Origin of the sequence: Oerskovia sp. Root22 (assembly GCF_001429135.1) — a bacterium.
Taxonomy (GTDB): Bacteria; Actinomycetota; Actinomycetes; order Actinomycetales; family Cellulomonadaceae; genus Oerskovia; species Oerskovia enterophila.
In genome coordinates, this window is the sequence record NZ_LMIL01000009.1 from 286,368 (window position 1) to 312,172 (window position 25,805).

Below are 25,805 nucleotides of genomic sequence, written 5' to 3' on the forward strand. Positions count from 1 at the left end.
AAGGAAGCCCTGCGCGCACGCCCCGGACGCACGGACGCCCGGTGGGGGCGAGGACGAAGGTCCTCGCCCCCACCGGGCGTCGATGCATCGCGGCGCAGGAGGACTGCGCCGACGACGTGGGTCAGGCGTTCGTCACCACGAGGGCGACGTTGTGGCCGCCGAACCCGAACGAGTTGTTGATCGCGGCGATGTCGCCTGCGGGCAGCTCGGCCGGGACGTCGCGCACCAGGGGGACCTGGAGCTCGGGGTCGGGCTGGGCGACGTTGATGGTCGGGGGAGCCAGGCGCTCGTGCACGGCCTTGACCGTGAAGATGGTCTCCAGGGCGCCCGCGCCGCCGAGCAGGTGCCCGGTCATCGACTTGGTGGCCGAGAGCAGGACGTGGTCCGCGTCGTCGCCCAGGACCGTACGGATCGAGCGCGTCTCGGTGAGGTCGCCGACCTTGGTCGAGGTCGCGTGGGCGTTGACGTGCACGACGTCGCGCGCCTGCGCACCGGCCTCCCCGAGGGCACGGGTCATCGCGGCGACCTGCCCGCGACCCTCCGGGTCCGGGGAGGTGATGTGGTACGCGTCCGAGGACAGGCCCACGCCGCCGATGCGGGCGTACACGCGCGCACCGCGGGCCGCTGCGTGCTCGGCGCTCTCGAGGACCACGATGCCCGCGCCCTCGCCGATCACGAACCCGTCGCGGTCGACGTCGTAGGGACGCGAGGCGCCCTGCGGGTCGTCGTTGCGCAGCGACAGGGTGCGCGAGGCCGCGAACGCGGCGATGGGCATGGGGTGGATCGTGGCCTCGGTGCCGCCGGCCACGACGATGTCCGCGCGACCGGCACGGATCATGTCGACGCCGTACCCGATGGCCTCGGCGCCCGAGGCGCAGGCCGAGACGAGCGCGTGCGCACCGGCACGGGCGCCGATCTCGAGCGAGACGTAGGCCACGGCCGAGTTCGGCATGAGCATGGGCACGGTCATGGGCAGCATGCGCCGCGCGCCGCGCTCCTTGAGCGTGTCCCAGCCGTCGAGCGTGGTCCAGATGCCGCCGATGCCCGACGAGACGACCGCGCCGAGGCGGTCGCCGTCGATCTCCGGGCTGCCGGCGTCGGCCCAGGCCTCGCGCGTCGCGATCATCGCGTACTGCGTGGACGGGTCCATGCGCTTGATCTCGGGTCGCGCGAGGACGTCCTCGGGCTTGACCTTGATCTGCGCGGCGAACGTGACGGGAATCTCGTAGCGCTCGGCCCAGTCGTTCTCGAGGGTGCGTGCGCCGGACTGCCCGGCGAGCGCCGCGGCCCAGGTGGAGGCCACGTCCCCGCCGAGCGGCGTGGTGGCACCGAGACCGGTGACGACGACTTCACGGACGGAGGTCATGGCAGCTCCAGGTGAGTGAGGGGGGAGGAAGGGGGCGGGCAGGCCGGCGGTCGTCGACCGCCGGCCCGCACCGGCTGGGCCGCGAGGGCCCGGCGCCGATCAGCTGTCGAGCAGCTGGTCAGGCCTGTGCGCCCGTGATGAAGGACACTGCGTCGCCGACGGTCGAGAGGTTCTTGACCTCCTCGTCGGGGATGCGGACGCCGAACTTGTCCTCGGCGTGCGTCACGATCGTCATCATCGACAGCGAGTCGATGTCGAGGTCGTCCGTGAAGGACTTCTCGGCGAGGACGGCGTCCGTGGGGAGGCCGGTCTCTTCGCTGACGATCTCCGCGAGACCAGCGAGGACTTCCTGCTCGGTGTAAGCCATGGGTTTCTCCTTGTGATGGGTGCCGGGGCCGTCCGGCACCGGGAACCTGCAGTGGAACAGTGGAAAGGTCGTACGTGCCCGTCCCGCGCCCCGCGCGGACGCGGACCGGGGACAGACAGGATGATTCTCCCCTACGGGAGGACGATCACCTGCGCCGCGTAGACGAGGCCCGCGCCGAAGCCGATCTGCAGCGCGAGGTCGCCCGACGTCGCCAGGCCCTCGGACAGGAGCCGGTCGGTCGCGAGCGGGATCGAGGCGGCCGACGTGTTGCCGGTCTCCGCGATGTCGCGCGCGACGGCCACCGACTCCGGCAGGCCGAGCTGCTTGATCATCTGGTCGATGATGCGCATGTTGGCCTGGTGAGGGATGAACGCCTGGACGTCCTGCGCGGTGACGCCTGCGGCGGCGAGCGCCTTCTCGGCGACCGGGGCCATCTGGAAGGCGGCCCACTTGAAGACCGTCTGCCCGTCCTGGCGCAGCGTCGGCCAGCCGAGCTCGGGGTTCTCGCGCAGGTCCGACCATGCGTGCGTCTGCCGGATCGCCGGGGCCTTGCCGCCGTCCGACCCCCAGATCGTGGGGCCGATGCCGGGGGTGTCGGACGGGCCGACCACCGCGGCGCCCGCGCCGTCACCGAGCAGGAACGAGATGGTGCGGTCGGTCGGGTCGACGAAGTCGCTCATCTTCTCCGCGCCGACCACGAGCACGTGCTGCGCCGCGCCCGACCGCACCAGGGCGTCCGCCTGGGCGATCCCGTACGTGTACCCGGCGCAGGCCGCCGAGAGGTCGTACGCGGCCGCCGGGGTGGCGCCGAGCCGGTCCGCGAGCACCGCGGCGGCCGAGGGCGTCTGGTGGAAGTAGGTCGTGGTCGCGAACAGCACCGCGTCGACGTCGCCGCCGGTCAGGCCCGCCGCGGCGAGCGCCTTGCGCGCAGCGCCCTCCGCGAGGTCGACGACGTCGACGTCGGCACCCGCACGTCGGCGCGTGACGATGCCCGTGCGCTGGCGGATCCACTCGTCCGAGGAGTCGATCGGTCCCGCGAGGTCGTCGTTCGTGACGACGTTCTCGCCGCGGACCCCGCCGATGCCCAGGACGCGCGAGTACTCGGCGCCCGCAGCCTGGCGGATCGTCAGCGCGCTCACGCGGTGGCCCCGCCGACGACCGGCGTGCCGCCGGAGGCCGAGGAGCCGGCCGCGTCGCTGTGGCGCGCGATCAGGTCGCGAGCCTTGTCGATGTCGGCGGTCGACTTGACCGCGACCGTCTCGACTCCCGGGAGCGTGCGGCGCGCGAGGCCCGTCAGGACACCGCCCGGCGCGAGCTCGAGGATCGCGGTGACGCCGAGCGACGCGAGCGTCTCCTGGCAGAGGTCCCAGCGGACCGGGGCGGCGATCTGCGCGGTCAGTCGTGCCAGCACGTCCTGCTCGAGGCCGAACAAGCCACCGGACTCCGCACCCGAGACGCTCGCGTACGAGGCGCCGTCGGCGTTCGAGAGGAAGGGCAGGCGCGGGTCCGTGGCGTCCCAGCCTGCGGCGACCGGGGCGAACGCGTCGAGCGCGGACTGCATGAAGGGCGTGTGGAACGCGCCCGCGACCTGGAGCGGGATGACCCGGGCCTTGACCGGCGGGTTGGCCCCGAGCGTCGTGATGCCCTCGAGCGAGCCCGCGGCCACGACCTGCCCGCCGCCGTTGACGTTCGCGGGCCACAGGCCCGCGGCCTCGATCGCGGCGAGGACCTCCTCGGCGTCGCCGCCCACGACCGCGGCCATGCCGGTGGGCGTCGCGGCGGCTGCCTCGGCCATGAAGCGGGCGCGGGCCGTCACGAGGCCCACCGCGGCGGCGTCCTCGAACACGCCCGCGACGGCTGCGGCCGCGAACTCGCCGACCGAGTGGCCCGCGGTCACGTCGACGACCTCGCACGTGTCGCGGCCGTCGAGGATCGCGCGCAGCGCGATCAGCGAGGCCGACACGATGAGCGGCTGGGCCACCGCGGTGTCGCGGATGGTGTCGGCGTCCGACTCGGTGCCGTGGGCACGCAGGTCGAGGCCGGACGCGGCGGAGAACGCGTCGAGCTGCGCGGGGACCCCGGGCAGCTCGAGCCAGGGGGCGAGCATTCCGGGGGACTGGGAGCCCTGTCCAGGGCACAAGACGGCTAGCACTCGTCAACTGTGCCAACCCGGCACGCCGCCGGGACGTCACGACCCGCACCAACCTTGTCCAGGCCGTTTGTGCCGAACCTACAAGAGGCGCGGGATGGCGGCGTCGCCGACGGCGCCGTCCCGCGCCAGAGGTGCGCGGTTCAGCGCCCCGCTGGGTCGCCCGAGAGCTGGCCGAGCGCGAGCGCGATCTGCAGCACGAACGACTCGCGCGCGTCGAGCGGGTCCCAGCCCGTGATCTCGGCGACCTTGCGCAGGCGGTAGCGGACGGTGTTGGGGTGCACGTACAGGCTGCGCGAGGCGGCCTCGAGCGAGCGTCCGGTGCCCAGGTAGGCGGACAGCGTCTCGAGGATCGCGCCCGTGCTCTCGAGCAGGGGGCGGTACGCCTGGACCACCAGGGTGCGGCGGGCCGTGGTGTCGCCCGTCAGGACGCGTTCGGGCAGCAGGTCGTCGGCGAGCACGGGCCGCGGGGCCTGGGGCCATGCGGGGGCCGCGGCCAGGCCCGCGAGCGCGGCCTGCGCCGAGCGCGCGGCGTCGTCGAGCGAGGGGACCGTGGGGCCGATCACCACGGGGCCCGGGCCGAAGCGGGGGAGCAGGGAGGCCGCCGCGGCCTGCAGGTCGCCCTCACCGCCCAGGACGAGGACCAGGCGGTCGCCGTGGATGCCCACGAGCGCGTCGCCCGCGGCACGGCGCGTCGCGCGCCGCAGCTCGGCCGTGCGCAGCTCGTCGAGCGGCGCGGTCGCGGTGCCCACCATGACCAGGACCGACCCGTGGCCGCCCCAGCCGAGCGCCGAGACGCGCGAGCGCAGCGAGTCGTCGCCGTCGCCGCGGATGAGCGCGTCGACGATGAGCGCCTCGAGGCGCGCGTCCCACGCGCCGCGCACCTCGGCGGCGCGCGCGTAGACCTCCGCGGCCGAGAACGCGACCTCGCGCGAGTAGCGCAGCACGGCCTCGCGCAGGTCACGCTCGCCGCCGGGGATCGCGAGCTGGTCGGAGTACGCCTCGACGACCTCGACCACGATCCGCACGAGCTGCAGCGTGTGCTGGAGCGAGATGGACCGGGTGAGCTCGGACGGGGCGGCCGCGAAGATCTCGCTCACGCCGTGCGGGGGAGAGGCCGGGTTGGCGTACCAGGTCACGAACGCCGTGATGCCCGACTGCGCGACCAGCCCCACGTACGAGCGGTCGTCGGCAGGCAGCGCGCGGTACCAGGGGAGGTCCTCGTCGAGTCGTCGGAGGGCGGCCGCGGCGAGCAGCCCGCTGCCGTCGCGAAGTCGCTGCAGGTTGTCGGAGTTCCCCGTGATCGGCACGCCCCGAGCATACGGCGTGGTTGTGGGGAGTCCACAAAACGGGGAACCATGACATGCGGTCCTCACGCGGCGAGGCGGACGGGAGCCGCTAGGGTCGATCCATGGCACTGATGCCCCGACTACGACAGCTCATGCGACGCCAGTCCTCGGCGTCGACCGTGGGTGCTCGTCGCCCCACCAGCGCCGACAGGCGAGGAGACACCGTGCACGAGGACGCGCTGCGCGCCATGCTCGTCGACGACCCCAACGACGAGCGGGCCTTCCAGGCGCTCGCCGAGATCGTCCGGCGGCGGGCGGCCGAGTCCCACGTGTCCGCGGACCCGCTCGCGGCCCCCGCGGACGAGAGCGAGAAGCAGCAGGCCGCGGACCTGGCGGTCTGGGCCCTCGCGGAGGAGCTCGCGGGGCACCCGCGCGGCTGGTACCCGCTCGTGGAGCTGGGCCGGCTCTCGCTCGAGGACGACCAGGAGGCGGCGCTGCGGCGGTTCGCGACCGCGGCCGAGCGCGACCCGTCGGGGCTCGCGCTCGCCGAGAGCATGCAGATCCTGCGCGAGGCGCACCTGCCGGTCGAGGCCCTGGGCCTGGGGGTGGGGCACTGGCGAGCGCGCGAGCACACGCCCGAGGCCGGGCGCCAGCTCGTCCTGGCCGCGATCGACGCGGACCGCATCTTCGAGGCCAAGCACCACCTCGAGGCCCTCGCGCTGTACCCGGACGCGGCGGTCGTCGCCCCGATCCGGCACGAGCTCACGCTCGCGATCGCGCACGCCGAGCAGCACCGCTCGGGCACCTAGGCCCGACGACGTCGCGTCGGCCGGGCCCCCCTGCGCCCCCGGCGTGAGGCGCGCCCAGGCGTCTCCCACCTCCGGACGCACCGACGGCGCCGCCACCTCTCGCGAGGTGAGCGGCGCCGTCGGGCACTGCGGTCCTGGTGCCGGTCAGACCGGCGCCGGGCGCGGGGCAGGAGCGATCAGGAGTCGCCGCCCGCGTTGCCGGACGTACCGGCCGTGACGTCCATCAGACGGTACTTCTCGATCGCCTGGGCCGAGGCCTCGGCCGGGACCTTGCCCTGCTTCGCGAGCTGCTGGAGCACGCGGACCACGACCGAGGGACCGTCGATCTTGAAGTGACGACGGGCCGCGGCGCGGGTGTCGGAGAAGCCGAAGCCGTCCGCACCGAGCACCGCGTAGTCGCCCGGGACCCACTGGCGCACCTGGTCGGGGACCAGGTGGTCGTAGTCGCTCGTCGCGACGAACGGGCCCTCGGCGCCCTGCAGCTTGGCCGTCAGGTACGGCACGCGCGGGGTGGCGGCCGGGTTGAGGAACGCGTCCTGCTCGGCGGCCAGGCCGTCGCGGCGGAGCTCGTTCCAGCTCGTGACGCTCCAGACGTCCGCGGAGACGCCCCAGTCCTGCTCGAGGAGCTCCTGCGCCTCCAGGGCCCACGGCACGCCCACGCCCGAGGCGAGGATCTGCGCCTTGGGTCCCGACGCCTCGGAGACCTTGATGCGGTGGATGCCGCGCAGGATGCCCTCGACGTCGACGTCCTCCGGCTCGACCGGCTGCTGCATGGGCTCGTTGTAGACCGTCACGTAGTACATGACGTTCTGGTCGCGCCCGTCCGAGCCGTCCCCGTACATGCGCTCGATGCCGTCGCGCACGATGTGGCGGATCTCGTAGCCGTAGACCGGGTCGTACTGGACGATCGCCGAGTTGGTGCCGGCCAGCAGCGGCGAGTGACCGTCCGCGTGCTGGAGGCCCTCACCGGTGAGCGTCGTGCGCCCGGCCGTCGCGCCGATGATGAACCCGCGGGTCAGCTGGTCGCCGGCGGCCCAGAACTGGTCGCCCGTGCGCTGGAACCCGAACATCGAGTAGAAGATGTAGAACGGGATCATCACCTCGCCCTGCGTGGCGTACGAGGTGCCGACCGACTGGAACGCGGCCGCGGAACCGGCCTCGTTGATGCCGGTGTGCATGATCTGCCCGGCCTCGGACTCCTTGTAGCTCAGCATGAGCTCGCGGTCCACGGCGAGGTAGTTCTGGCCCTGCGTGTTGAAGATCTTCGCGGACGGGAAGATCGAGTCCAGACCGAAGGTCCGGGCCTCGTCCGGGATGATCGGCACGATGCGCTTGCCGATCTCCTTGTCCTTGATGAGGTCCTTGAGCAGACGGACGAACGCCATGGTGGAGGCGATCTCCTGGTTGCCCGAGCCCTTCTTGAGGATCTCGTACGTCTTGTCGCCCGGCAGCGTGACGGGGGCCGGCGCGGAGCGACGCTCCGGGACGTAGCCACCGAGCTGACGGCGACGCTCCTGCATGTACTGGATCTCCGGCGCGTCGGCACCCGGGTGGTAGTACGGGGGCTCGTACGGGTTGGCGTCGAGCTCCTCGTCCGTGATCGGGATGCGCAGCGAGTCGCGCAGCGTCTTGAGGTCCGCCAGGCCGACCTTCTTCATCTGGTGCGTCGAGTTGCGCCCCGCGAAGCCCGAGCCCAGGCCGTAGCCCTTGACCGTGTGGGCCAGGATGACCGTGGGCTGGCCCGTGTGGGCCGTGGCCGCCGCGTACGCCGCGTAGAGCTTGCGGTAGTCGTGGCCGCCACGCTTGAGGGCCCAGATGTCGTCGTCCGACATGTTCTCGACGAGCTGCTTGGTGCGCGGGTCGCGCCCGAAGAAGTGCTCGCGGATGAACGCGCCGCTCTCCGCACGGTAGGTCTGGTAGTCGCCGTCGGGCGTGACGTTCATCAGGTTGACGAGCGCACGGTCCTTGTCGGCGTTGAGCAGGGTGTCCCACTCGCGGCCCCAGATGACCTTGATGACGTTCCAGCCGGCGCCGCGGAACTGCGCCTCGAGCTCCTGGATGATCTTGCCGTTGCCGCGGACCGGGCCGTCGAGGCGCTGCAGGTTGCAGTTGACCACGAAGTTCAGGTTGTCCAGGCCCTGCTGCGCGGCGAGCTGCAGCATGCCGCGGCTCTCCGGCTCGTCCATCTCGCCGTCACCGAGGAACGCCCAGACGTTCTGCTGGCTCGTGTCCTTGATGCCGCGGTTGTGCAGGTAGCGGTTGGTCCACGCCTGGTAGATGGCCGAGGCCGGGCCGAGGCCCATCGAGACCGTGGGGAACTCCCAGAAGTCCGGCATGAGGCGCGGGTGCGGGTAGGACGGCAGGCCGCCGCCCGCGTGCGACTTCTCCTGGCGGAACCCGTCGAGCTGGTCCGCCGAGAGGCGACCCTCGAGGAACGCGCGGGCGTAGACGCCGGGGCTCGCGTGACCCTGGAAGTAGACCTGGTCACCGCCGCCCGGGTGGTCCTTGCCGCGGAAGAAGTGGTTCAGGCCCACCTCGTACAGCGTCGCGACCGACGCGTAGGACGAGATGTGTCCACCGACCCCGATCCCGGGGCGCTGGGCGCGCGTGACCATGACGGCGGCATTCCAGCGGTTCCAGCTGCGGTAACGACGCTCCATGGCCTCGTCGCCGGGGAAGTACGGCTCCTCGTGCACACCGATGGTGTTGACGTAGGGCGTGTTGATGGACGTGGGGATCGCGACGTTGCGCTCGCGTGCTCGCTTGAGCATGTTGAGCAGGACGTAGCGCGCGCGAGGGCCGCCACGGTCGTCGATCAGTCCGTCCAGGGACTCGACCCACTCGCTCGTCTCAGCGGGGTCGATGTCCGGTACTTGGCTGAGCAGACCGTTGATCAGCGGTCCTGTCTCGTCAAACGAAGCCACCAGCAACCTCATATCTCGTTCGGAGCGGTATTCGGATTGAATCACGGCGCGGTACACCGTGCCCGCTCTCCTCCAGCCACTCCTGCGTAGCGAGAGCAGTCGCTGGTGGCGACTGTGCCCTCCACACTCTCGGGTGGTCGAACCATTCTGTTACCCCGCAGCCAGGAAGTCACACCACAAGGGGGTCAAGGGAGCGTGATCCTCACGACACAGGAGGGTGTGGGTCGGGTGCAGACGGTGCGGAGGAGGGGATCGTGCGGGGTGCGGCGGTGCTCCGGGAGCCCCTCGTGGGCCCGACGGCGGAGCCCGGCCCGGTCGGTCGAGGCACGTTCGCGCGCGCTCTGACGTTGTGCCGAGTGCGGTTCCCCGCAACACTGGGCTTCTGCGCTGGTGGACACGCCGCACGAAACGCCCGTCCTGCTGAGGCATGCGGGAGTGCCGTGGGCTACCTTTGCCAAGCAGGGCACTGATCATCAAGCAGTACGAAGAAGGGAAAGAGACACAAGTGGGAGCGACGACGGACCCCCAGGGTGCAGGACGCCTGGGGTTCCTCTCTGGCCATGTGGTGCAGGAGTTCGGTTGGGGCGAGGACGTCGACGACGACCTGCGCGCCGAGATCGAGGAGCTCGTCGGCTCCGAGCTGGTGGACGAGGACTACGGCGACGTGACCGACGGTGTCGTCGTCTGGTGGCGCGAGGACGACGGCGACCTGGCCGACATGCTCGTGGACGTCCAGACCGTGCTCGACGACGGTGGTCTCATCTGGATCTTCACGCCCAAGGCGGGCCGCGACGGCCACGTGGGCCACAACGACCTCCAGGAGGCCGCGACGACGGCCGGCCTGCACGCGACCAGCACGTTCGCGATCGCGCCGGACTGGTCCGCGACGAAGCTCGGGACGCGTGGCCGTGGGCGCTGAGGCGCCCGAGCTCACGGTCCGGACCGGCGACGTCGCCCCGGACTTCACGCTGACCGACACGCACGGCACCCCGGTCCGTCTCTCGGACCTGCGCGGCGGCCCCGTCCTGCTCGTGTTCGTGCCGTTCGCCTTCTCGGGGACGTGCACGAGCGAGCTGTGCGAGCTCCGCGACAACATCGAGGACTTCGAGACCGCGGGCGTCACGCTCTTCGCGATCTCGTGCGACCCCGTGTTCTCGCTCAAGGCCTGGGCCGCGCAGGAGGGCTACACGTTCGGGCTCCTGTCCGACTTCTGGCCGCACGGCGAGGTCTCGCGCCAGTACGGGGTGTTCGACGACGAACGCGGCCTCGCGATCCGCGGCAGCTTCCTGATCGACGCGGACGGCGTCGTCCGGTGGTCCGTCGTGAACCCGCGCGGGCAGCGCCGGGACCTCGCGGGGTACCAGGCGGCGCTCGCGGAGCTCTGACGCGCACCCCCTCGACGGGCGTGCCGCGGCCCTGAGCCGCGGTGCGCCCGTTCGCGCGTCGGTCGACCGGTGAGCCGCGTGACCGGTGGGTCGAACGACCAGGTGCGACGGGCGACCGGTCCCACGGACCGGGTTCGACGGGTACGCCGGCGTCACCGGCCTGCGGTGGCCGTGCGTCGTCGGGCGGGCGATGCCCGATCTGCGGCTGATGTGCGAGGCACGGCCGGCGACCCGGTAGGCTGTGCACCGCTGTTCTGGGGCCTGTAGCTCAGTTGGTTAGAGCGCCACGCTTACACCGTGGATGTCGGGGGTTCGAGTCCCTCCGGGCCCACCACCGATGGAATGGTCGGACCCTGGTGCGGGAGCGACGTCGTGCCGTCGAGGCCCGCCTCGCCTGTGCAAGAGTTGATGCATGGCATCCCCGCAGGCGCTCAGCGAGGCCGATCGTCGCCTGGTCGCCCTGTGGGCGGCCGACTGCGCGGAGCGGGTCCTTCCCCTGTTCGAGGCCGAGGCCTCGGGAGACGACCGTGCGCGGGACGGGGTCGAGCGTGCCCGGGCCTTCGGACGCGGTGAGCTCGGGACTGCCGACGAGATTCGCCGCCGGTTCGTCGCGGGGCGGGCGGCTCACTCGGTGAAGGCTCCAGCCGCCGTCGCGGCCGCGCGGGCGGCCGGCCAGGCCTCGGGGGTCGCGCACATGGGCGCACATGCTCTCGGAGCGGCCGCCTATGCGGCGAAGGCCGCTGCCCTCGCCGCGCCCGACCAGGAAGCCGGCCGCCGTAAAGAGGTCCGCTGGCAGCTGGCTCACCTGACCCCGGACGTCCGCGCCGCCCTGGCGAGCCTGCCCGCGCTCGGGGAGGACGCGTCCGGACCGCTGGGTTCCGGGTTGCTGGCGTCAGGAGTGCTCGCCACGACCATCCGCGAGATCCAGGCCGATCTGTCGCGGCCCCCTTCCTCGGCCTGACGCGCCCTCCCGCGCCGTGCGCCCTCGACCCGCAGTGCCGTGGGAGCTCCCGCGGTCGAGCGGCGAGCGTGCCGCCGACGGGTACCGCCGGTCCCGGGACACCGGCGAGCCGGCTGCCGCGACCGTTCTCCACTGACAGCAACGGTGCGTGTCGGTGGCTTCTCCTACTGTGACGTCCGACGCCGCGCCGACGGAGCGCGGCGGCCTCCGGACCCGGTCCGGCGGCCTGGACGAGACGGCGGGGACACGTGTTCGAGAAGATCAAGGGTTGGCTCCAGGGAGACCACGACGGTGCGGTCGAGGGCGGCGGGACGTCGCTCGGGGTCGACCGAGCACAAGATGCGCGGCACACGAAGCCTTCCGCTCGGCTGATCGACGGACTGAAGATCCTGGACGCGGACACCCCGGGTCTCGCGGCCCGTGCCGTCGCCTACGTCCACACCGGTGAGGGACCGGAGCTCGTGACCGAGCTCTCGCAGCGTGGCGACGACTCGACGGACCGTCTGCTCAACCGGCCCGCGACGCTGGGCGTGTGGACCTACACGAGCCAGGCCCAGGACAAGGCCATCAAGGAGCACGTGCCCGGCTGGAACGTGGACAAGAGCACGACGGCTCGCGGCAACCTCTACACGCTCACCGAACCCGTCGCGATCGACGCGCTCGTCCGGCTCGGACGGCTCCTCGCGGCCGTCTCGCCCGACGTCTCGCGTGCCTCGGACCGGCTTCCTGCCTGGTTCGCGGCCCTGCTGACCGACGTCGCCAAGACGTGCGGCGACCGCCGCACCCGGGGCAAGGGGGGCAAGCCCGGCATCCGCAGCGCATGGACCCCCGAGCTGCTGGTCGCGATCCTGCGCGACGGCGGCGTCGCCGAGGCGAGCATCCCGGCCGCCGTCGTGGCGGCGATCTTCGACCGTCCTGTCACGGCCGACTACTACGGCGACCCCCTCGCGGTGTTCGCGGCGCAGCCCGGCGTCGAGGACTACCTGGTCGCCCATCACGCCGAGGTCGTCGCTCTCGCTCCGCTGCTGCGCGCGACCGGCAAGGTCGAGCTCCTCCAGTTCCTGCGCGCCCAGCCCGCGGCGCGTGACGAGTTCGTCGGGCTCGTCGCCCAGCTCGCGACGGACAGCGCGAAGTCGGTGCGCGAGGAGGCCGCAGGCAACCTCGCGGCCCTGCCCGCCGCGCGTCAGGTCGAGCTCCTCGAGCCGCTGCTCACCACGATGCCCGCGGGCCGCCTCGGGGGCCTCGTGACCCACCTCGTGGGCGTCGAGGGCGGCGTCGACGCGCTGCGCCGCGCGCACGCCGCCGACGGCCGCGGGGCACGGGGGACGCTGCTCTCGAACGCGCTCGAGCGGGCCACGGCCCTCGACGTCGAGACCGTGGCCGCCGACGAGCCCCTCGTCCTCCCTCCCTTCACGCCCCTGCCCGACGCCGAGCTCGGGGAGCCGTTCGTGCGCTCGGCGCGCGACGCGGTCGACCGTCGCCTCGCCGCGGCCCGCAAGGAGCTCGAGGACCTCGAGGCCCTGCCCAAGGCGGAGGCCCAGGGCTGGCGCCTCACGCACGCCCGGGGCGCGGTCAAGGACCTGTCGGCCATCACCGACGACCACCTCCGTCAGGTCGCGCAGTACCTCTCCGGCGCCCTGACCAAGGTGCCCCCGCGCACGGTGCTCGTCGAGCTCCAGGCCCCCGCGATCCGCAACCGCCTCGAGGGCCTGACCATGCTCCACGACATCCGCTTCGCACGCTCGCACGGCGGGGGCCGGCAGCGGTACCCCTGGTACCAGCTCAACGCCACGGCCGACCTCGCGATGGACGTGCGGATCCTGGCCGACGGCGTCGAGCGCGCGGGCGTCCAGGACTCCGAGGTGGCCGTCGCGGAGCTCGTGTTCGACTCCTGGTTCGCCCGGGAGACCTTCGCGCCCGAGCACCTGTGGCCCTACTACGCCGAGCACCCGGCTGCGCTCGAGACCCACCTCGGCCTGCGTCCCCCGACCAAGGTCGACAGCTACAGCCGCTCCGAGCGGCTCGAGGTCGCGCTCACGATCCTCGGCGGCTTCCCCACGCTCCCGAACCGCTACCTCCCACGCCTGGCCGAGCTGGCGCTCGGAGACGGCAAGACGCACCGCGTCGCCGCGCAGAAGGTGCTCGAGTCGCACGCCGGTGCGCGAGACCTCGCCGAGCAGGGGCTGCGTGACGGCAAGACAGAGATCCGAGTTACGGCCGCCGTCTGGCTCCAGCGCCTGGGCGACCCGGCCGCGATCCCGGCGCTGCGTGCCGCGCTCGCCAAGGAACGCCGCGAGGTGGCCCGAGCGGCGCTCCTCGGTGCGCTCGAGGCGCTCGGCGACGACATCTCCACGGAGATCGCTCCCGCGACCCTGCTCGCCGAGGCCACCAAGGGGCTCAAGGGCAAGGCTCCTGCGAGCATGGCCTGGTTCCCCGTGGACGGGCTGCCGCAGCTGCGGTGGGCCGCGGACGCCCAACCGGTGCCGGCCGAGGTCGTGCGGTGGTGGGTCGTGCTCGCGGTCAAGCTCAAGGACCCCAGCGGGCTCGGCCTGATCGCCCGCTACGTCTCGCTGCTCGACGAACAGAGCCGCGCGGCGCTCGGCCGGTTCGTGCTCGACGCGTGGATCGGTCAGGACACACGGGGCCCCTCCGCGGAGGAGAGCCGCGCCTATGCCGACCGAGAGGCCCAGCAGCGCTACGACCGCTACCAGCACTGGTACAAGCAGCACCCGCAGTACTACGAGGCCGAGGCGTCCAGGACGGTCGACCAGCACCACCAGGACGCGTTCCGCGAGCACCAGGCCAACTACCTGGGGTCGGCCATCAGCGACAAGGGGCTGCTCGCCCTGACCGTCGGCATGCCGGGTACGGACCTGTCCCGTGCCGCCCAGCAGTACCTCAAGGCGCACATCACCCGACGCGCGCAGATCGAGGCGCTCGTCCGGGCGCTCGCGGCCAACGGAGACCCGGCGGCCATCCAGCTCCTGCTGTCGGTCGCGCGCCGCCACCGGCAGGCGACCGTGCAGGCGACCGCCCAGGCGCTCGCCCAGGACCTGGCCGAGCGGCGGGGCTGGTCCGCCGAGGAGCTCGCGGACCGCACGGTGCAGACCGCGGGCTTCGAGGACGACGGGATCCTGCACCTGCACCTCGGGGCGCGCGAGTACACGGGACGCATCACGCCCACGTTCACGCTCGAGCTCACCAACGAGGCGGGCAAGGTCGTCAAGGCCCTGCCCGCGGCACGGGTGGACGACGACGCCGAGCAGGTCAAGGCCGCCAAGTCGCAGCTCTCCGCGAGCCGCAAGGAGCTCAAGGCCGTCGTCGCGCTGCAGACCCAGCGACTGTACGAGGCCATGTGCACCGGACGTGAGTGGCCCGCCGCCGACTGGCAGGAGTTCGTGCTGGGGCACCCGATCATGTCGCGGCTCGCGGCCGGTCTCGTCTGGCTCGAGAACCCCGGCCCCGACCAGCGGGCGTTCCGCCCGGGCGACGGGGGAGTGCTGATCGACGGCGACGACGAGGACGTGACCCTCGCCGACGGCGCGACGGTGTCGGTCGCGCACGGCGTGCTCCTCGGCGAGGACCAGGCCGGTCGCTGGCGTGAGCACCTCGCCGACTACGAGATCAAGCCGCTGTTCGACCAGCTCGCGGTCGCGGTCCCCGTCACCGACCAGAAGGCGACGTCGATCGCGGACCGCAAGGGCTGGCTCACCGACAGCTTCACGGTGCGCGGCCGGGCGACCAAGCTCGGGTACTCGCGCAGCCAAGCGGAGGACGGCGGATGGTTCTCGGGCTACGAGAAGGCGTACCCGAGCGTCGGGATCACCGCGATCATCGAGTTCACGGGCGCGTTCCTGCCCGAGGAGAACATCCCCGCGGCCCTCACCCAGCTGGTCTTCCGGCGCACGACGCGGGCCTACGGGCAGAGCGCCGAGGCGCGCCTCGCGGACCTGCCGCCCGTCCTGGTCGCGGAGTCCTACCGCGACTACCTGACCGTCGCTGCCGCCGGCAGCTTCGACGCCGAGTGGGAGAAGAAGAGCGCATGGTGACCACACCGACCGCCGCACCGAGCGGCACGCCCCCGGTCCTCGACCGCGAGGCGGCGCAGGAGATCCGCCCGCCCGCCGAGGTGCGGTTCGCGCACGAGCTCGCGGCCCTCGAAGCGGCCGACCGGGCGCGTGGCGCAGAGCTGCCGCCCGGCTGGCGGCTCAGCCCGCGGGCGGTGCGCGCCTTCGTCGTGGGCGACGCCGAGCTCGGGGTGCGCCGGAAGTTCTACGGCGACGACCCGCTCGTGGACCGTGCCGTCGTGTCCCTGCTGGGACGCCAGGGCCTCATGCTCGTGGGCGAGCCCGGCACCGCGAAGTCGATGCTGTCCGAGCTGCTCGCCGCCGCGGTGAGCGGCACGTCGAACCTCACGGTCCAGGGCACGGCCGGCACCACGGAGGACCACATCCGGTACTCGTGGAACTACGCGCTGCTCATCGCCGAGGGGCCCAGCGAGCGCTCGCTCGTGCCGTCGGCCGTCCAGCAGGCCATGAGCGCCGGGAAGATCGTCCGGTTCGAGGAGATCACGCGCTGCGCCCCGGAGATCCAGGACACCCTGGTCTCGATCCTCTCCGAGAAGCAGCTCATGATCCCCGAGCTCGGGAGCGAGGCGAGGGTCTCGGCCCGGCCGGGGTTCAACGTGCTCGCGACCGCGAACCTCAAGGACCGGGGCGTCCACGAGATGTCGGCCGCGCTCAAGCGACGGTTCAACTTCGAGACCATCAAGCCGCTGACGGACCGCCAGTTCGAGATCGACCTCATCGAGGCGCAGCTGACCGCCGAGCTCGGGGCGCCCGCCGACCGCCCTCCGCTCTCGCGTGACGTCCTGGACGTGCTGGTCACGGCGTTCCAGGACCTGCGGACCGGCGCCACGAGCAACGGAGCACCCGTCAAGCGGCCCGAGACCGTGATGTCGACGGCCGAGGCCGTCAACGTCGCGGTCGCGGCCTCGCTCGAGGCCCGGTACCTCGGCGACGGCACCGTGACCCCTGCCGAGGTCGCACGCCAGCTCGCGGGCGTGGCCTCGAAGGGCGACGAGGAGGACGCCCGTCGGCTGCGGCACTACGTCGACAACGTCGTGCGCGAGCGGGCGCGGCGCGACCCGCGCTGGAAGTCGTTCCTCTCGGCGGCGGAGTCCCTGTGGCAGTAGCACCCGGGCCGGTGCGGGCGGCCTGGGGGCTCGCACCCGAGCGGATGCAGCGTGCGGTCGCCGGCGTCGAGCAGCTGCGTGTCGATGGCATCTACCTCGCCCCGGTGCGGCACCACAGCCCGGCCTGCGCGCTCGCGGTCGAGGCGCTCCTCGACGAGGTCCGCCCCGCCGTCGTGCTCGTCGAAGGGCCCGAGGAGTACGGCCGGCTCCTGCCCGTGCTGCTCGACCCCCGCACGCGCCCGCCCGTCGCCGTGCTGAGCCTCGGGACCGACGGCAAGGGGGCGGGGTTCTACCCCCTCGCCGAGTTCTCGCCCGAGTGGGTCGCGCTGCGCACGGCCGACCGGCTGGGAGCCGAGGTCGCGTTCGTCGACCGGTCCTGGGCCGCGCGCGAGGCGGCCATCGCGCCGGGCACGTCGGACGCGCCCGACGCACCTGACGCACCTGACGCACCAGGCGATGCCGAGGACGACGCGTTCGCCCGGACCCTGCAGTCCGAGCGGAACCTCGCGCACTCGCGGACGGTCGCGGCCATCGCGGAGCGGCTCGGGTGCCGCGACCACGACGAGGTGTGGGACCACCTGTTCGAGGCGCGCACGCGCGAGCAGCTCACGGACTGGCGCGAGCTCTTCGACGACGTCTTCGCGTGGGCCGCGCTCGCGCGCCTGGACTACGAGGAGGAGGTGCTCGACGCCGACGGGTCGCTCGCGCGCGAGGCCCTCATGTCCGCCCGCGTCGCCGAGCACCGGGCGCGGGTCGAGGGGCCCGTGGTCGTCGTGACCGGCGCGTTCCACACGCTCGCGCTCGTCGAGGCCCTCACCGGGGCGCCCGAGGGCGGGGCGGTCGTGGACCGGCGGCCGGCGGGCGGCTACGGCGACCCCGCTGCGGCCGACGCCTGGCTGATCCGCTACGACCACGAACGGCTCGACGGCCTGCGAGGGTACGGGGCCGGCATGCCCTCGCCCGGCTACTACGAGCGCCTCTGGGCCGCCCATCGCGACCCCGCCGGGCCTGCGGCGCTCAGCACCGCGCTGCTCGTCGACGTCGCGGCCGCCGCCACGACCCGTGGCGCGCAGGTGAGCTTCGCCGAGGTCGCGTCGGCAGCCGAGCAGGCGCGTCGTCTCGCGGACCTGCGCGAGCGACCGTGGCCGGGGCGCACCGACCTGCTCGATGCCCTCACCTCGTGCTTCGTCAAGGACGACGGCGGGCTCGACCTGGGCCTCGGGCGTCCCCTGGGGCAGGCGGTCGCCGAGGTGTTCGGAGGCCGGGCACTGGGTGAGGTCCCGCCGGGTCTCGCGTCGCCCCCGCTCGTCCAGCGCGCCCGGGAGCGGGCCGAGGCGCTGCGGCTCGTCGTGACCGACTCGACGCCGCGCCGCACGAGGCTCGACGCGCGGCGCACGCCCCGGCACCGCGAACGCCGGGCGTTCCTGGCCCTCATGGACTTCGTGGGGAGCGGTTTCGCGCACCGGGTCTCGGGTCCCGACCACGTCTCGGGTCGCGGTCTCGGCCTGCTGGTCGAGGAGTGGGAGTACGCCTGGACGCCGCTCGTCGAGGCCTCCCTGGTCGAGCTCTCGCACCACGGCGCGACGCTCGAGGCCGTCGCGGTGCACCGCCTGCACCGGCTCGAGCACGAGCTCGCGACGACCGGCCGCTCGGCCCTCGGGGTCGCGCGACTCGTGGCGCAGGCCGTCGTCCTGGGCCTCACCGACCATCTCGACCGGCTCGTCGCGCTGCTGCGGTCGACGCTCGACGTCGACCCGTCGCTCGAGTCGGTCGTGGGCGGGCTGCACCGCCTCGTCGACCTGTGGGACGCGCGCGTCGAGCTCGGCCTGGACGGGCACGCGCCCGAGCTGCTCGACCTGGTGGACCACGGTCTGGCGACGGCCGCCTACCTGGTCCCCGGCCTCGGGAAGGTCGACGCGGACGCGGAGCCTGCGGCCGTCGGGACGCTCGTCTCGCTGCGCGACCTCCTGCGCGAGGTGCACCGTGCGGGTGCGCTCAGCACCGTGCCCGACGGCGTCGCGCGGCCTCTCGCGGACGCGCCCGAGGCGGGCGGCGCACCGGCCTCGTCCGCGGCAGGCGGTGCGCCGACCCGTCCCGGGGCAGGCGGCCCCGTGCCCGTGCGCCGCGAGCTGACCCGCCTGCGCGAGGATCGCGCGACGGCGCCCGGGGTGCGGGGAGCGCTCGTCGCGCTCGCGTCGGTCGACGACTCGCTCGGCGACGACGTCCTGGTCGCCGAGGTGCGCGCCCAGCTCAGTCCCGGCGCGGACCCGGTCGCCGCGGTCCGCTTCCTCGGCGGGCTGCTGCGCGCGGCCCCCGACCTCCTGCTGCACACCCCCGAGCTGTTCGACGCGGTCCACGCCGGGCTGCGCGACCTCGACGAGCCGGCGTTCCTGGCCGTCCTGCCGGACCTGCGCCGCGCCTTCACGTGGCTCAAGCCCGCCGAGACGCACCACCTCGCCCAGCAGGTGGCCGATCGCACCGGTACGCGCGCCGAGCGGATCGACGTGCACCTGACGGCGACCGAGCGGGACCTCGAGGTGGGCCTCGCGCTCGAGCGGGAGCTCACCGCGATGCTCGACCGCGACGGCCTCGGTGCCTGGGGCGGCGGGACGCGCCGCGAGCCCGTCGGAGCACCGGCCGCGGCCGGTGCAGCAGGCCTCGACGGCCCTGTCGGCCCCACCGGCTCGCCCGCCGACCAGGTGCTCGACGACCAGGGCGACCACCACGACCTCCAGGAGAACCACCCGTGACCGACCCGCACACCGGGCGTGCCGACCCCCACCTGGGCCGAGGCGCCCTCGCACCCGTGACCGATCGTGCGGGAGGGGCAGCGACCAGCCAGGTGACCGACCAGGAGGCCGCTCGTCGCTGGCGGCTCGTCCTGGGCCGCTACGCCGCCCAGGAGCTCCAGCAGGGGCCGGGCGACGCAGGGATCGAGCGCGCACTGCAGTACCTCTACGACCGTGAGTACGTCGAGCGTGGTCACCGTCTGGGCAAGCAGCCGGGCGCTCGCGGCGGCGGAGGGAGCCTCGACCCCTCGGCGCTCAAGGCGCTCGACTGGCTCGGCCAGGCACGCACGCTCTTCCCGCGCGAGACGTTCGAGCGCATGCAGGTCGACGCGGTGAGCCGCTACCGGCTCACGGAGCTGCTCGCCGACCCGACCGCCGCCGAGGCCCTCGAGCCCAGCCGTGAGCTCGCGACCGCGCTGCTGCAGGTCCGCGGCCGGCTCGACGATCGCGCCGCGGCCGGGCTCCGCACCGTGATCGCGCGCGTGGTCGAGGACATCGTGCGACGCCTGCGCCCCCAGTTCGCGACCGCCCTGAGCGGCCGCAAGGACCGGTCGCGCCGCTCGATGCACAAGGTCAGCCAGAACTTCGACGGCAAGCGCACGCTGCAGGCCAACCTCTCGCGCTACGACCCCGAGTCCGGCCGGTTGATCGTCCAGGACGTGCGGTTCGTGTCGAGGGCGCGACGGACCCTGACGTGGGAGGTCGTGCTGCTCGTCGACCAGTCGGGCTCCATGGCGGCCTCGCTGCTCTACAGCGCGGTCTGCGCGGGGATCATGTCGGCCCTGCCCGGGATCTCGGTGCGGCTCGCGGTGTTCGACACCAGCGTCGTCGACCTGTCGCACCTCGCGCACGACCCGGTCGCGGTCCTGCTCACGGCCCAGCTCGGAGGGGGCACCGACATCGCCAAGGCCATGCGCTACGCCGAGCAGCGGGTGACGAACCCGAGCCGCACGGTCGTGGTGCTCGTGAGCGACTTCGAGGAGGGCGGGTCGGTGGCTCAGCTCCTCGCGTCGGTCCGGCGGCTCGCGGAGTCGGGCGTCCGGCTGCTCGGCCTCGCGGCGCTCGACGAGTCCGCCGAGCCGGTCTACGACCAGGGCACGGCCCGTCGTCTGGCCGAGAGCGGCATGCACGTCGCCGCGCTCACGCCCGAGCGGTTCGCCGAGTGGCTCGGGGAGGTGCTCGTATGACGCCCGCGTGGTTGGCCGTGTTCGCGGGGTACGACGACGCAGCGCTCGTCGCGCTCGGCAACGCGGGCCTCCTGCGGCGCGCCCGCAAGGACCTCGTCGGGGGTGAGGTGTCGCTCGCGTCCGAGTCCCCGGACGAGGTCGTGGTCGCCTGCGGGTCCGCGGTGGTCCGGCTCGGGCCGAAGGGTCCGGTCGCGGCGTCGTGCTCGTGCCCGACAGCGGGCGTGTGCCAGCACGTCGTGGCCGCGTGCCTCTGGGCTCGCGAGCACCCGGCGGGCTCGACACCTGAACCCGGCGTGGACGACGCCGATACTGGGGCTGCGGCGACGGACGGTGGAACGGACGGCGGTGGTGGCGACCCCGCGGGCCCCGGCCCTGCCACGACTGACGAGCCTGCCAGCCCTCTGGCCGCTCTCCTCTCCCTGAGCCCGGCCGAGGTGTGCCGGGCGGCGGGCAAGGTGGCCGTGCGCCGGGTCGTCGAGCGTCTGCCGAGCGCGCTCCTCGCCGGAGTCGCGGCGGAGGGGAACGGCATCACCGAGGCGTGCGACCTCGCGGTCGACGGCGCACGGCTCACGATCTCGTGGCCGATCGCCGGCCTGGCCCGCCCGGCCACCGGTGACCCCGCGCCCGAGGGCCGTGCCACGGTACCGGCCGGGCCGTCGAACGTCGTCGTGTTCGTCGCCCCCGCGGGGTACGGCGGCATGGTCGTCGCAGGGAAGTCGACCGCCGCCGACCAGGCCGCCGCCCGGCTCGAGGCGGTCGTCCGGGCCTTCGCCCGCGAGGGACGCTCGTGGTCGTGGCCCCACGAGATCGAGGTCGAGCGCTCGGGTGAGCTGACCACCGCCCAGCGGGCGGGGATCGAGGAGGCGAGCGCCGTCGTCGGGCACGTGGTCGATGCCGGACTGTCCCACCTCGGGGCTGATGCCGCCGACACGCTGCGTGGCGCGGCCGGACGTGCCCGGCTCGTGGGCCTGCTGCTCCTCCACCGGCTCCTGCTCGTCGCCGCAGGGCTCGTCGACGGCCTCGCATCGCGCGACGACGACGTGACCGAGGCCGACGCGCTGGGCGCGCTCGCCGAGGCCTGGGCGCTCGCGGCCGCGCTCCGCGACGCCCCTGCCGGGACCCTGCCGGACCTGGTCGGCGCTCCGGCCCGGCGCGCCCGCGGCGCGGCGGACGACGAGGGCGAGGAACGCCCCGGACGCCTCGTGCCGCTCGGGGTGCGGTGGTGGCGGGCAGCGAGCGGGGCGCGCGGCATGACCCTCACGGCCTGGGACCAGGAGCACGGCGTGGTGCGCACGGCGACGGCCGCACGCCCCTCGGGGGCAGACCCGGCCTTCCGCCGGGACGTGGACCTGCCGATGCTGTGGGGGTCCTCGGTCGCGAGCGTCTGCGCGGGACCGTTCACGCTCGACGCCCCTGAGACCCGCCCCGACGGGACCCTCGGCGTCACCTCGCGCACGCGTCGCGTGGGCGACGGGAGGTTCGACGTCGAGGAGCTGCGCACCGTCGCCGACCGGCTCCGGGACTCGGCGACGACCGGGACGGTGGGCTTCGGCCGCGCGGCCCGCCGGGTGCGCCTGGTCATGGTGCGCGAGACGGGAGCGATCGGGGTCGAGGAGGTGCGGCGCGAGGTCACCTGGCCCGTCACGGCGGCCGACGGCGGCACGCAGGTCCTGCGCGTCGCGGTCGACCAGGAACGGAGCGTCGAGGCGCTGCTGTCGGTCGTGGCGTCGCGCCGACCGGTGGTCGCGGTCCTCGTCGAGCGCGAGCCGGGCGGGGGAGCGGACGAGCCGGTAGGCATCTTCCTGCGCGACGGCACCGGGGGGATCGAGCTCTTCTCACCCTCGATGTCGCCCGTGTACCGCACCGCGCCGGGCTGGACCGCGATGCGTCGCCTCACGGCGCGGATCGCCGCGCTGCGCAAGGGGTCGACCACGCACGTCGCGGAGCCGGTCGACCGGGGGCCCGTGGTGCGCGTCTGCCAACCCGCGCTCGAGGTCGTCGACTCGCTCGGGGCGACGGGCCGTCGCCGCCTCACGGGATGGCAGCACGAGGCGCTCACCGCACGTCAGCGCCTCGCGGGGGACCTCGGGATGGCGACCGTCGGACGGTCCCTCGCGGACCTGCTCGCCGACCCCACGACGGAGAACGTGCTGCGGGCGCGGTTCGTGCTCGGGCGGGCGCTCGCGCTCACGGGATGACGGACCCGGGTCAGGGGTGCGCTCGTCGGCCCGGGAGAGCGACGGGGCCCGCGGAGGTGCGACGAAGAGTGTCAGACCCGCACGGCAGACTCTGCGTCGTGTACTCGGTCCCGCTCCGCACGTCGCCCGCCGACCCGGGCCTCGTCGACGTCCAGGACCTCGACGCCCGCGGCGAGCCGCTCGGCCCGCCGCGCACCCACGCGCCCTGGCCGGGGCTGCTCGCGCGCGAGCAGAACGGTCGGAGCGGCGAGCCTTCCCCGGCCCCGGTGACCCGCTGGGTCTGGGACGACACCAACCTCTGGTACCCGGCAGCCCTCGCAGCGGGCCGACGGATCGAGCGCGCCCACGACCTGCGGCTGTCCCGCGCGATCCTGCGCCGCTCGACGCTCACGGTCGGCACGCCGCTCGCACGGGCGCCGCGCGACGCGTGGGACCAGATGCACCCCGTGCCCACCGCCCCCGTCCCGGGGCTCGACCGCCCCGACGCGCTCTTCGACCTCGGCGACCGGCGCGCCGTCTCCCCACCCGACCCGGTCGGGGAGCTGCACAGGCAGCTCGAGGCCGTCGCGACGTCGTCGGGCGCGGGGCGGCTGCGGCTGCTGCTCGCCGCGGAGTCCGCGGGCGCCCTGGTCGCCGCCGAGATGAGCCATGCCGGGCTGCCGTGGCGTGAGGACCTCCACGACGCGATGCTCACGGGAGTCCTGGGGACACGCCCGCCGCTGGGCCTGCGCCCGGCCCGCCTCGAGGCGCTGGCCGAGCAGGTCCGGACCGCGCTCGACGCGCCGGCCCTCAACCCCGACTCGGGACCCGAGCTCCTCAAGGCCCTCGAGTACGCCGGGGTGGGCGTGAAGTCGACCCGCAAGTGGGACCTCGAACGGGTGGACCACCCGGTCGTGGCTCCGTTGCTCGAGTACAAGAAGCTCAGCCGCCTGCTCACGGCCAACGGCTGGAACTGGCTCGACACCTGGGTGCGCGGCGGGAGGTTCCGGCCCGAGTACGTCGTCGGGGGAGTCGTCACGGGGCGCTGGGCCGCGAACGGCGGGGGAGCGCTCCAGCTCCCGCACCAGGTCAGGTCGGCCGTGGTCGCGGACCCGGGCTGGAAGCTCGTCGTGGCCGACGCGGCTCAGCTCGAGCCCCGCGTCCTCGCGGGGCTCTCGGGAGACCTCGTCATGGCAGAGGCCGGGCGCGGCGGCGACATGTACCAGGGCATCGTCGACGCGGGCGCGGTGGAGACGCGCGCGCAGGCCAAGATCGGGATGCTCGGTGCCATGTACGGAGGCACCACGGGGGAGAGCGGACTCATGCTGCCGCGCCTGGCCAAGGCGTTCCCCCGGGCCCTGGAGCTCGTCGAGCAGGCCGCGCGCGCGGGCGAGCGCGGCGAGATCGTGACCACGCGCCTGGGGCGGAGCTCGCCCCCGCCGGGGTCGGGCTGGGAGGAGACGCAGGGCAGCGCGTACGACGAGTCCGCGTCGAGCGACGCCCAGTCCCGCGCCCGCAGCCAGACCCGCGCCTGGGGCCGCTTCACCCGGAACTTCGTCGTGCAGGGAACCGCCGCGGAGTGGGCGCTGTGCTGGATGGCCTCGCTGCGGGGACGGCTCGCCGCGATGCCGCAAGCCCGGACCCCGGGCCGGGCTCCGGCTCCCTTCACCGAGCAGCCGCACATGGTCTTCTTCCTGCACGACGAGATCATCGTGCATGCCCCTGCCGAGCTCGCCGAGCAGGTCGCGGACGAGATCCGGGCCGCGGGCACCGAGGCCGGGAAGCTGCTCTTCGGCGACTTCCCGGTCGACTTCCCGCTGACGGTCGCGATCGTCGACGACTACTCGCAGGCCAAGTAGGCGGCGGGCGCTCACGGACGTCCCAGGACCTGGCGGACGACCGGTCAGAGGTCGGCGCGCGGTTCGCCGCGGTACGTCCCGATGGACCAGAGGTTGCCCTCGGGGTCGGCGAGGACCAGCTCGCGGCTGCCGTAGTCGGTCTCACGGAGCGGGGCGACGATCGTGGCCCCGGCGCGCGTCGCCCGGTCCTCGATCTCCTCGACCCCGACGCCGCTCCCGGAGTCCCCGGCGACCACGTACCCCCCGAACGTGCCGGGCTGACGGGACCACTCGCCGTCGGGCTTGTGAGAGCCCAGCATGATCCCCCCGCCGGGTGGCCAGTCGAGCTGCGCGTGCGCGACCCGCCCGTCCTCGTCGGTCATGACGGTGTTGCGCCGGAAGCCCACGACGTCGACGAGGAAGTCGATCAGCGCGGGCGCGTCGTGCGCCTGGAGCGTGGGCCAGACCTGTGCCTGAGGTGTTCTGTCGGTGTCCATGCCTTCAGCCTGCGCGCGGGGCACCGCCCCCGGCTTGGATGTTTGCGCGTTCCTCGACCAACCATGCCGTGGGGCTCAGGCCCGCGAACGCGTGGAAGTCCCGCACCAGGTGGGAGTGGTCGGCGTAGCCGGTGCGCACGGCGATCGCCGTGAGGTTCGGGCCCGACGGCGCCAGGGACCTCGCGCGGACGGCGTCCCGGGCAGCGTCGAAGCGGACCAGGCGGCAGGCGGCTCCCGGGCTCAGGCCGAGCTCTGCCGTGAACAGCGACGAGAGCTGGCGGGTGCTGAGCCATACGTGCGCGGCGACCTCGGGCACCCGGACCCGCCCGCCCCGACGCACCATGAGCTGCCAGGCCTCGGCGATCTCGGCCCGCACCGGGCCGAGCGCAGGACGCCGGGAGGCTGCCGCGCGCCGCAGGGCGTCCTCCACGAGGGCCAGCCGCTCGGCCCACGAGCCGGCCTCGCCGAGCCGTTCCCGGAGCGCGCGCGAGGCGCGCCCGAGCACGTCGTCGGCGTCCGTGACGATGCCGAGCTCTCCGGCGGGCACCCCGAGCAGCGTGCGGGCGGCGAGCGGGTCGAGCGCGAGCTGGACGCCGGCCTGGTGCGCAGGCTGATGGATGTAGGCGGGAGTGGTGTGCAGGCCGCCGACGAGCGACTCGAAGCGGTGCAGCGGTGCGTCCGCGCCGGGGCCGGTCGCCGTCGGGACCGGCCCGTCGAGGCTGATGACGAGCGTCAGCCAGGGGGAGGGCAGCCCGCGGTGGACCGACGGGGCGTCGTCGGCGATCTCGTAGCCCAGCATCGAACCGACCGCGGACGCCAGGGGACCGGTCGGCGAGGAGCGCACGTAGTGCTGGCTCATCCCTCCACCGTAGG

General features: G+C 73.7%; 18 protein-coding genes and 1 tRNA gene. 11 read left to right on the forward strand and 8 right to left on the reverse strand.

Translation table 11 applies throughout. The features are described from left to right. Positions 1-121: 121 nt before the first annotated feature. From ASE15_RS11760 to ASE15_RS11780, 5 genes are all read right to left on the reverse strand, one after another. A complete protein-coding gene (locus tag ASE15_RS11760) occupies positions 122-1,366 on the reverse strand; it encodes a beta-ketoacyl synthase (protein ID WP_056651039.1) in 1,245 nt (414 codons plus the stop codon). Positions 1,367-1,484: 118 nt separating this feature from the next. Beyond that, positions 1,485-1,733: an acyl carrier protein gene (locus tag ASE15_RS11765; protein WP_056651042.1), complete on the reverse strand. Its 249-nt coding sequence runs from the start codon at positions 1,731-1,733 to the stop codon at positions 1,485-1,487. Between the two features lie 131 nt (positions 1,734-1,864). After that, positions 1,865-2,872, reverse strand: a complete 1,008-nt coding sequence (locus ASE15_RS11770; RefSeq protein WP_056651045.1) for a beta-ketoacyl-ACP synthase III — start codon at positions 2,870-2,872, stop codon at positions 1,865-1,867. Continuing rightward, the gene (locus ASE15_RS11775) at positions 2,869-3,885 is read right to left on the reverse strand and encodes an ACP S-malonyltransferase (RefSeq protein ID WP_056763435.1); all 1,017 of its coding nucleotides are present in this window, start codon (positions 3,883-3,885) and stop codon (positions 2,869-2,871) included. The genes ASE15_RS11770 and ASE15_RS11775 overlap by 4 nt, the downstream gene beginning before the upstream one ends. Positions 3,886-4,025: 140 nt before the next feature. Further along, positions 4,026-5,192, reverse strand: a complete 1,167-nt coding sequence (locus ASE15_RS11780) for a CdaR family transcriptional regulator (protein ID WP_056651050.1) — start codon at positions 5,190-5,192, stop codon at positions 4,026-4,028. Positions 5,193-5,293: 101 nt separating this feature from the next. Between ASE15_RS11780 and ASE15_RS11785 the strand changes: the two genes are divergently transcribed. Beyond that, complete coding sequence (locus tag ASE15_RS11785; RefSeq protein WP_056651053.1) at positions 5,294-5,980, forward strand: hypothetical protein; 687 nt, start codon at positions 5,294-5,296, stop codon at positions 5,978-5,980. Positions 5,981-6,156: 176 nt separating this feature from the next. On the opposite strand, the gene aceE is transcribed toward ASE15_RS11785, so the two are convergent. Next, positions 6,157-8,904 (reverse strand): pyruvate dehydrogenase (acetyl-transferring), homodimeric type, encoded by a 2,748-nt coding sequence (gene aceE / locus ASE15_RS11790; protein WP_056651055.1) that lies wholly within the window; start codon positions 8,902-8,904, stop codon positions 6,157-6,159. Between the two features lie 505 nt (positions 8,905-9,409). On the opposite strand from aceE, the gene ASE15_RS11795 reads away from it, so the two are divergent. From ASE15_RS11795 to ASE15_RS11840, 10 genes are all read left to right on the forward strand, one after another. Continuing rightward, entirely contained in the window at positions 9,410-9,823 is a 414-nt protein-coding gene (locus ASE15_RS11795; protein ID WP_056651057.1) for a DUF3052 domain-containing protein, read from the forward strand. Further along, the gene (locus ASE15_RS11800) at positions 9,813-10,289 is read left to right on the forward strand and encodes a peroxiredoxin (protein WP_056763783.1); all 477 of its coding nucleotides are present in this window, start codon (positions 9,813-9,815) and stop codon (positions 10,287-10,289) included. Before ASE15_RS11795 ends, ASE15_RS11800 begins: the two co-directional genes overlap by 11 nt. Before the next feature lie 257 nt (positions 10,290-10,546). After that, positions 10,547-10,623: transfer RNA gene (locus ASE15_RS11805), tRNA-Val, on the forward strand. A gap of 78 nt (positions 10,624-10,701) precedes the next feature. Next, positions 10,702-11,250 (forward strand): putative immunity protein, encoded by a 549-nt coding sequence (locus ASE15_RS11810; protein ID WP_056763437.1) that lies wholly within the window; start codon positions 10,702-10,704, stop codon positions 11,248-11,250. Between the two features lie 248 nt (positions 11,251-11,498). Next, positions 11,499-15,299 (forward strand): DUF4132 domain-containing protein, encoded by a 3,801-nt coding sequence (locus ASE15_RS11815; RefSeq protein WP_056763439.1) that lies wholly within the window; start codon positions 11,499-11,501, stop codon positions 15,297-15,299. Next, positions 15,293-16,444, forward strand: coding sequence for an AAA family ATPase (locus ASE15_RS11820; protein WP_082618397.1), 1,152 nt, complete (start codon positions 15,293-15,295; stop codon positions 16,442-16,444). The genes ASE15_RS11815 and ASE15_RS11820 overlap by 7 nt, the downstream gene beginning before the upstream one ends. Beyond that, positions 16,435-19,194, forward strand: coding sequence for a DUF5682 family protein (locus tag ASE15_RS11825; protein ID WP_157277208.1), 2,760 nt, complete (start codon positions 16,435-16,437; stop codon positions 19,192-19,194). The genes ASE15_RS11820 and ASE15_RS11825 overlap by 10 nt, the downstream gene beginning before the upstream one ends. Then, the gene (locus ASE15_RS11830; RefSeq protein ID WP_200960546.1) at positions 19,191-20,420 is read left to right on the forward strand and encodes a VWA domain-containing protein; all 1,230 of its coding nucleotides are present in this window, start codon (positions 19,191-19,193) and stop codon (positions 20,418-20,420) included. Before ASE15_RS11825 ends, ASE15_RS11830 begins: the two co-directional genes overlap by 4 nt. After that, complete coding sequence (locus ASE15_RS11835; protein ID WP_056763443.1) at positions 20,417-22,618, forward strand: SWIM zinc finger family protein; 2,202 nt, start codon at positions 20,417-20,419, stop codon at positions 22,616-22,618. Before ASE15_RS11830 ends, ASE15_RS11835 begins: the two co-directional genes overlap by 4 nt. Before the next feature lie 98 nt (positions 22,619-22,716). Then, entirely contained in the window at positions 22,717-24,456 is a 1,740-nt protein-coding gene (locus tag ASE15_RS11840; protein ID WP_235534385.1) for a bifunctional 3'-5' exonuclease/DNA polymerase, read from the forward strand. 44 nt (positions 24,457-24,500) lie between these two features. Here ASE15_RS11840 and ASE15_RS11845 read toward each other — a convergent pair whose 3' ends face one another. After that, entirely contained in the window at positions 24,501-24,932 is a 432-nt protein-coding gene (locus ASE15_RS11845; RefSeq protein ID WP_056763791.1) for a VOC family protein, read from the reverse strand. A gap of 4 nt (positions 24,933-24,936) precedes the next feature. Continuing rightward, on the reverse strand, positions 24,937-25,791 hold the full coding sequence (locus ASE15_RS11850; protein ID WP_068708740.1) for a helix-turn-helix domain-containing protein: 855 nt from the start codon (positions 25,789-25,791) through the stop codon (positions 24,937-24,939). Positions 25,792-25,805: the final 14 nt, after the last annotated feature.

What these genes read in the sequence shown, in the direction of transcription:
- ASE15_RS11760 (WP_056651039.1), bottom strand. Translation starts at nt 1,366, where the DNA reads ATGACCTCCGTCCGTGAAGTCGTCGTCACCGGTCTCGGTGCCACCACG.
- ASE15_RS11765 (WP_056651042.1), bottom strand. Translation starts at nt 1,733, where the DNA reads ATGGCTTACACCGAGCAGGAAGTCCTCGCTGGTCTCGCGGAGATCGTC.
- ASE15_RS11785 (WP_056651053.1), top strand. Translation starts at nt 5,294, where the DNA reads ATGGCACTGATGCCCCGACTACGACAGCTCATGCGACGCCAGTCCTCG.
- ASE15_RS11810 (WP_056763437.1), top strand. Translation starts at nt 10,702, where the DNA reads ATGGCATCCCCGCAGGCGCTCAGCGAGGCCGATCGTCGCCTGGTCGCC.
- ASE15_RS11820 (WP_082618397.1), top strand. Translation starts at nt 15,293, where the DNA reads ATGGTGACCACACCGACCGCCGCACCGAGCGGCACGCCCCCGGTCCTC.
- ASE15_RS11835 (WP_056763443.1), top strand. Translation starts at nt 20,417, where the DNA reads ATGACGCCCGCGTGGTTGGCCGTGTTCGCGGGGTACGACGACGCAGCG.
- ASE15_RS11845 (WP_056763791.1), bottom strand. Translation starts at nt 24,932, where the DNA reads ATGGACACCGACAGAACACCTCAGGCACAGGTCTGGCCCACGCTCCAG.
- ASE15_RS11850 (WP_068708740.1), bottom strand. Translation starts at nt 25,791, where the DNA reads ATGAGCCAGCACTACGTGCGCTCCTCGCCGACCGGTCCCCTGGCGTCC.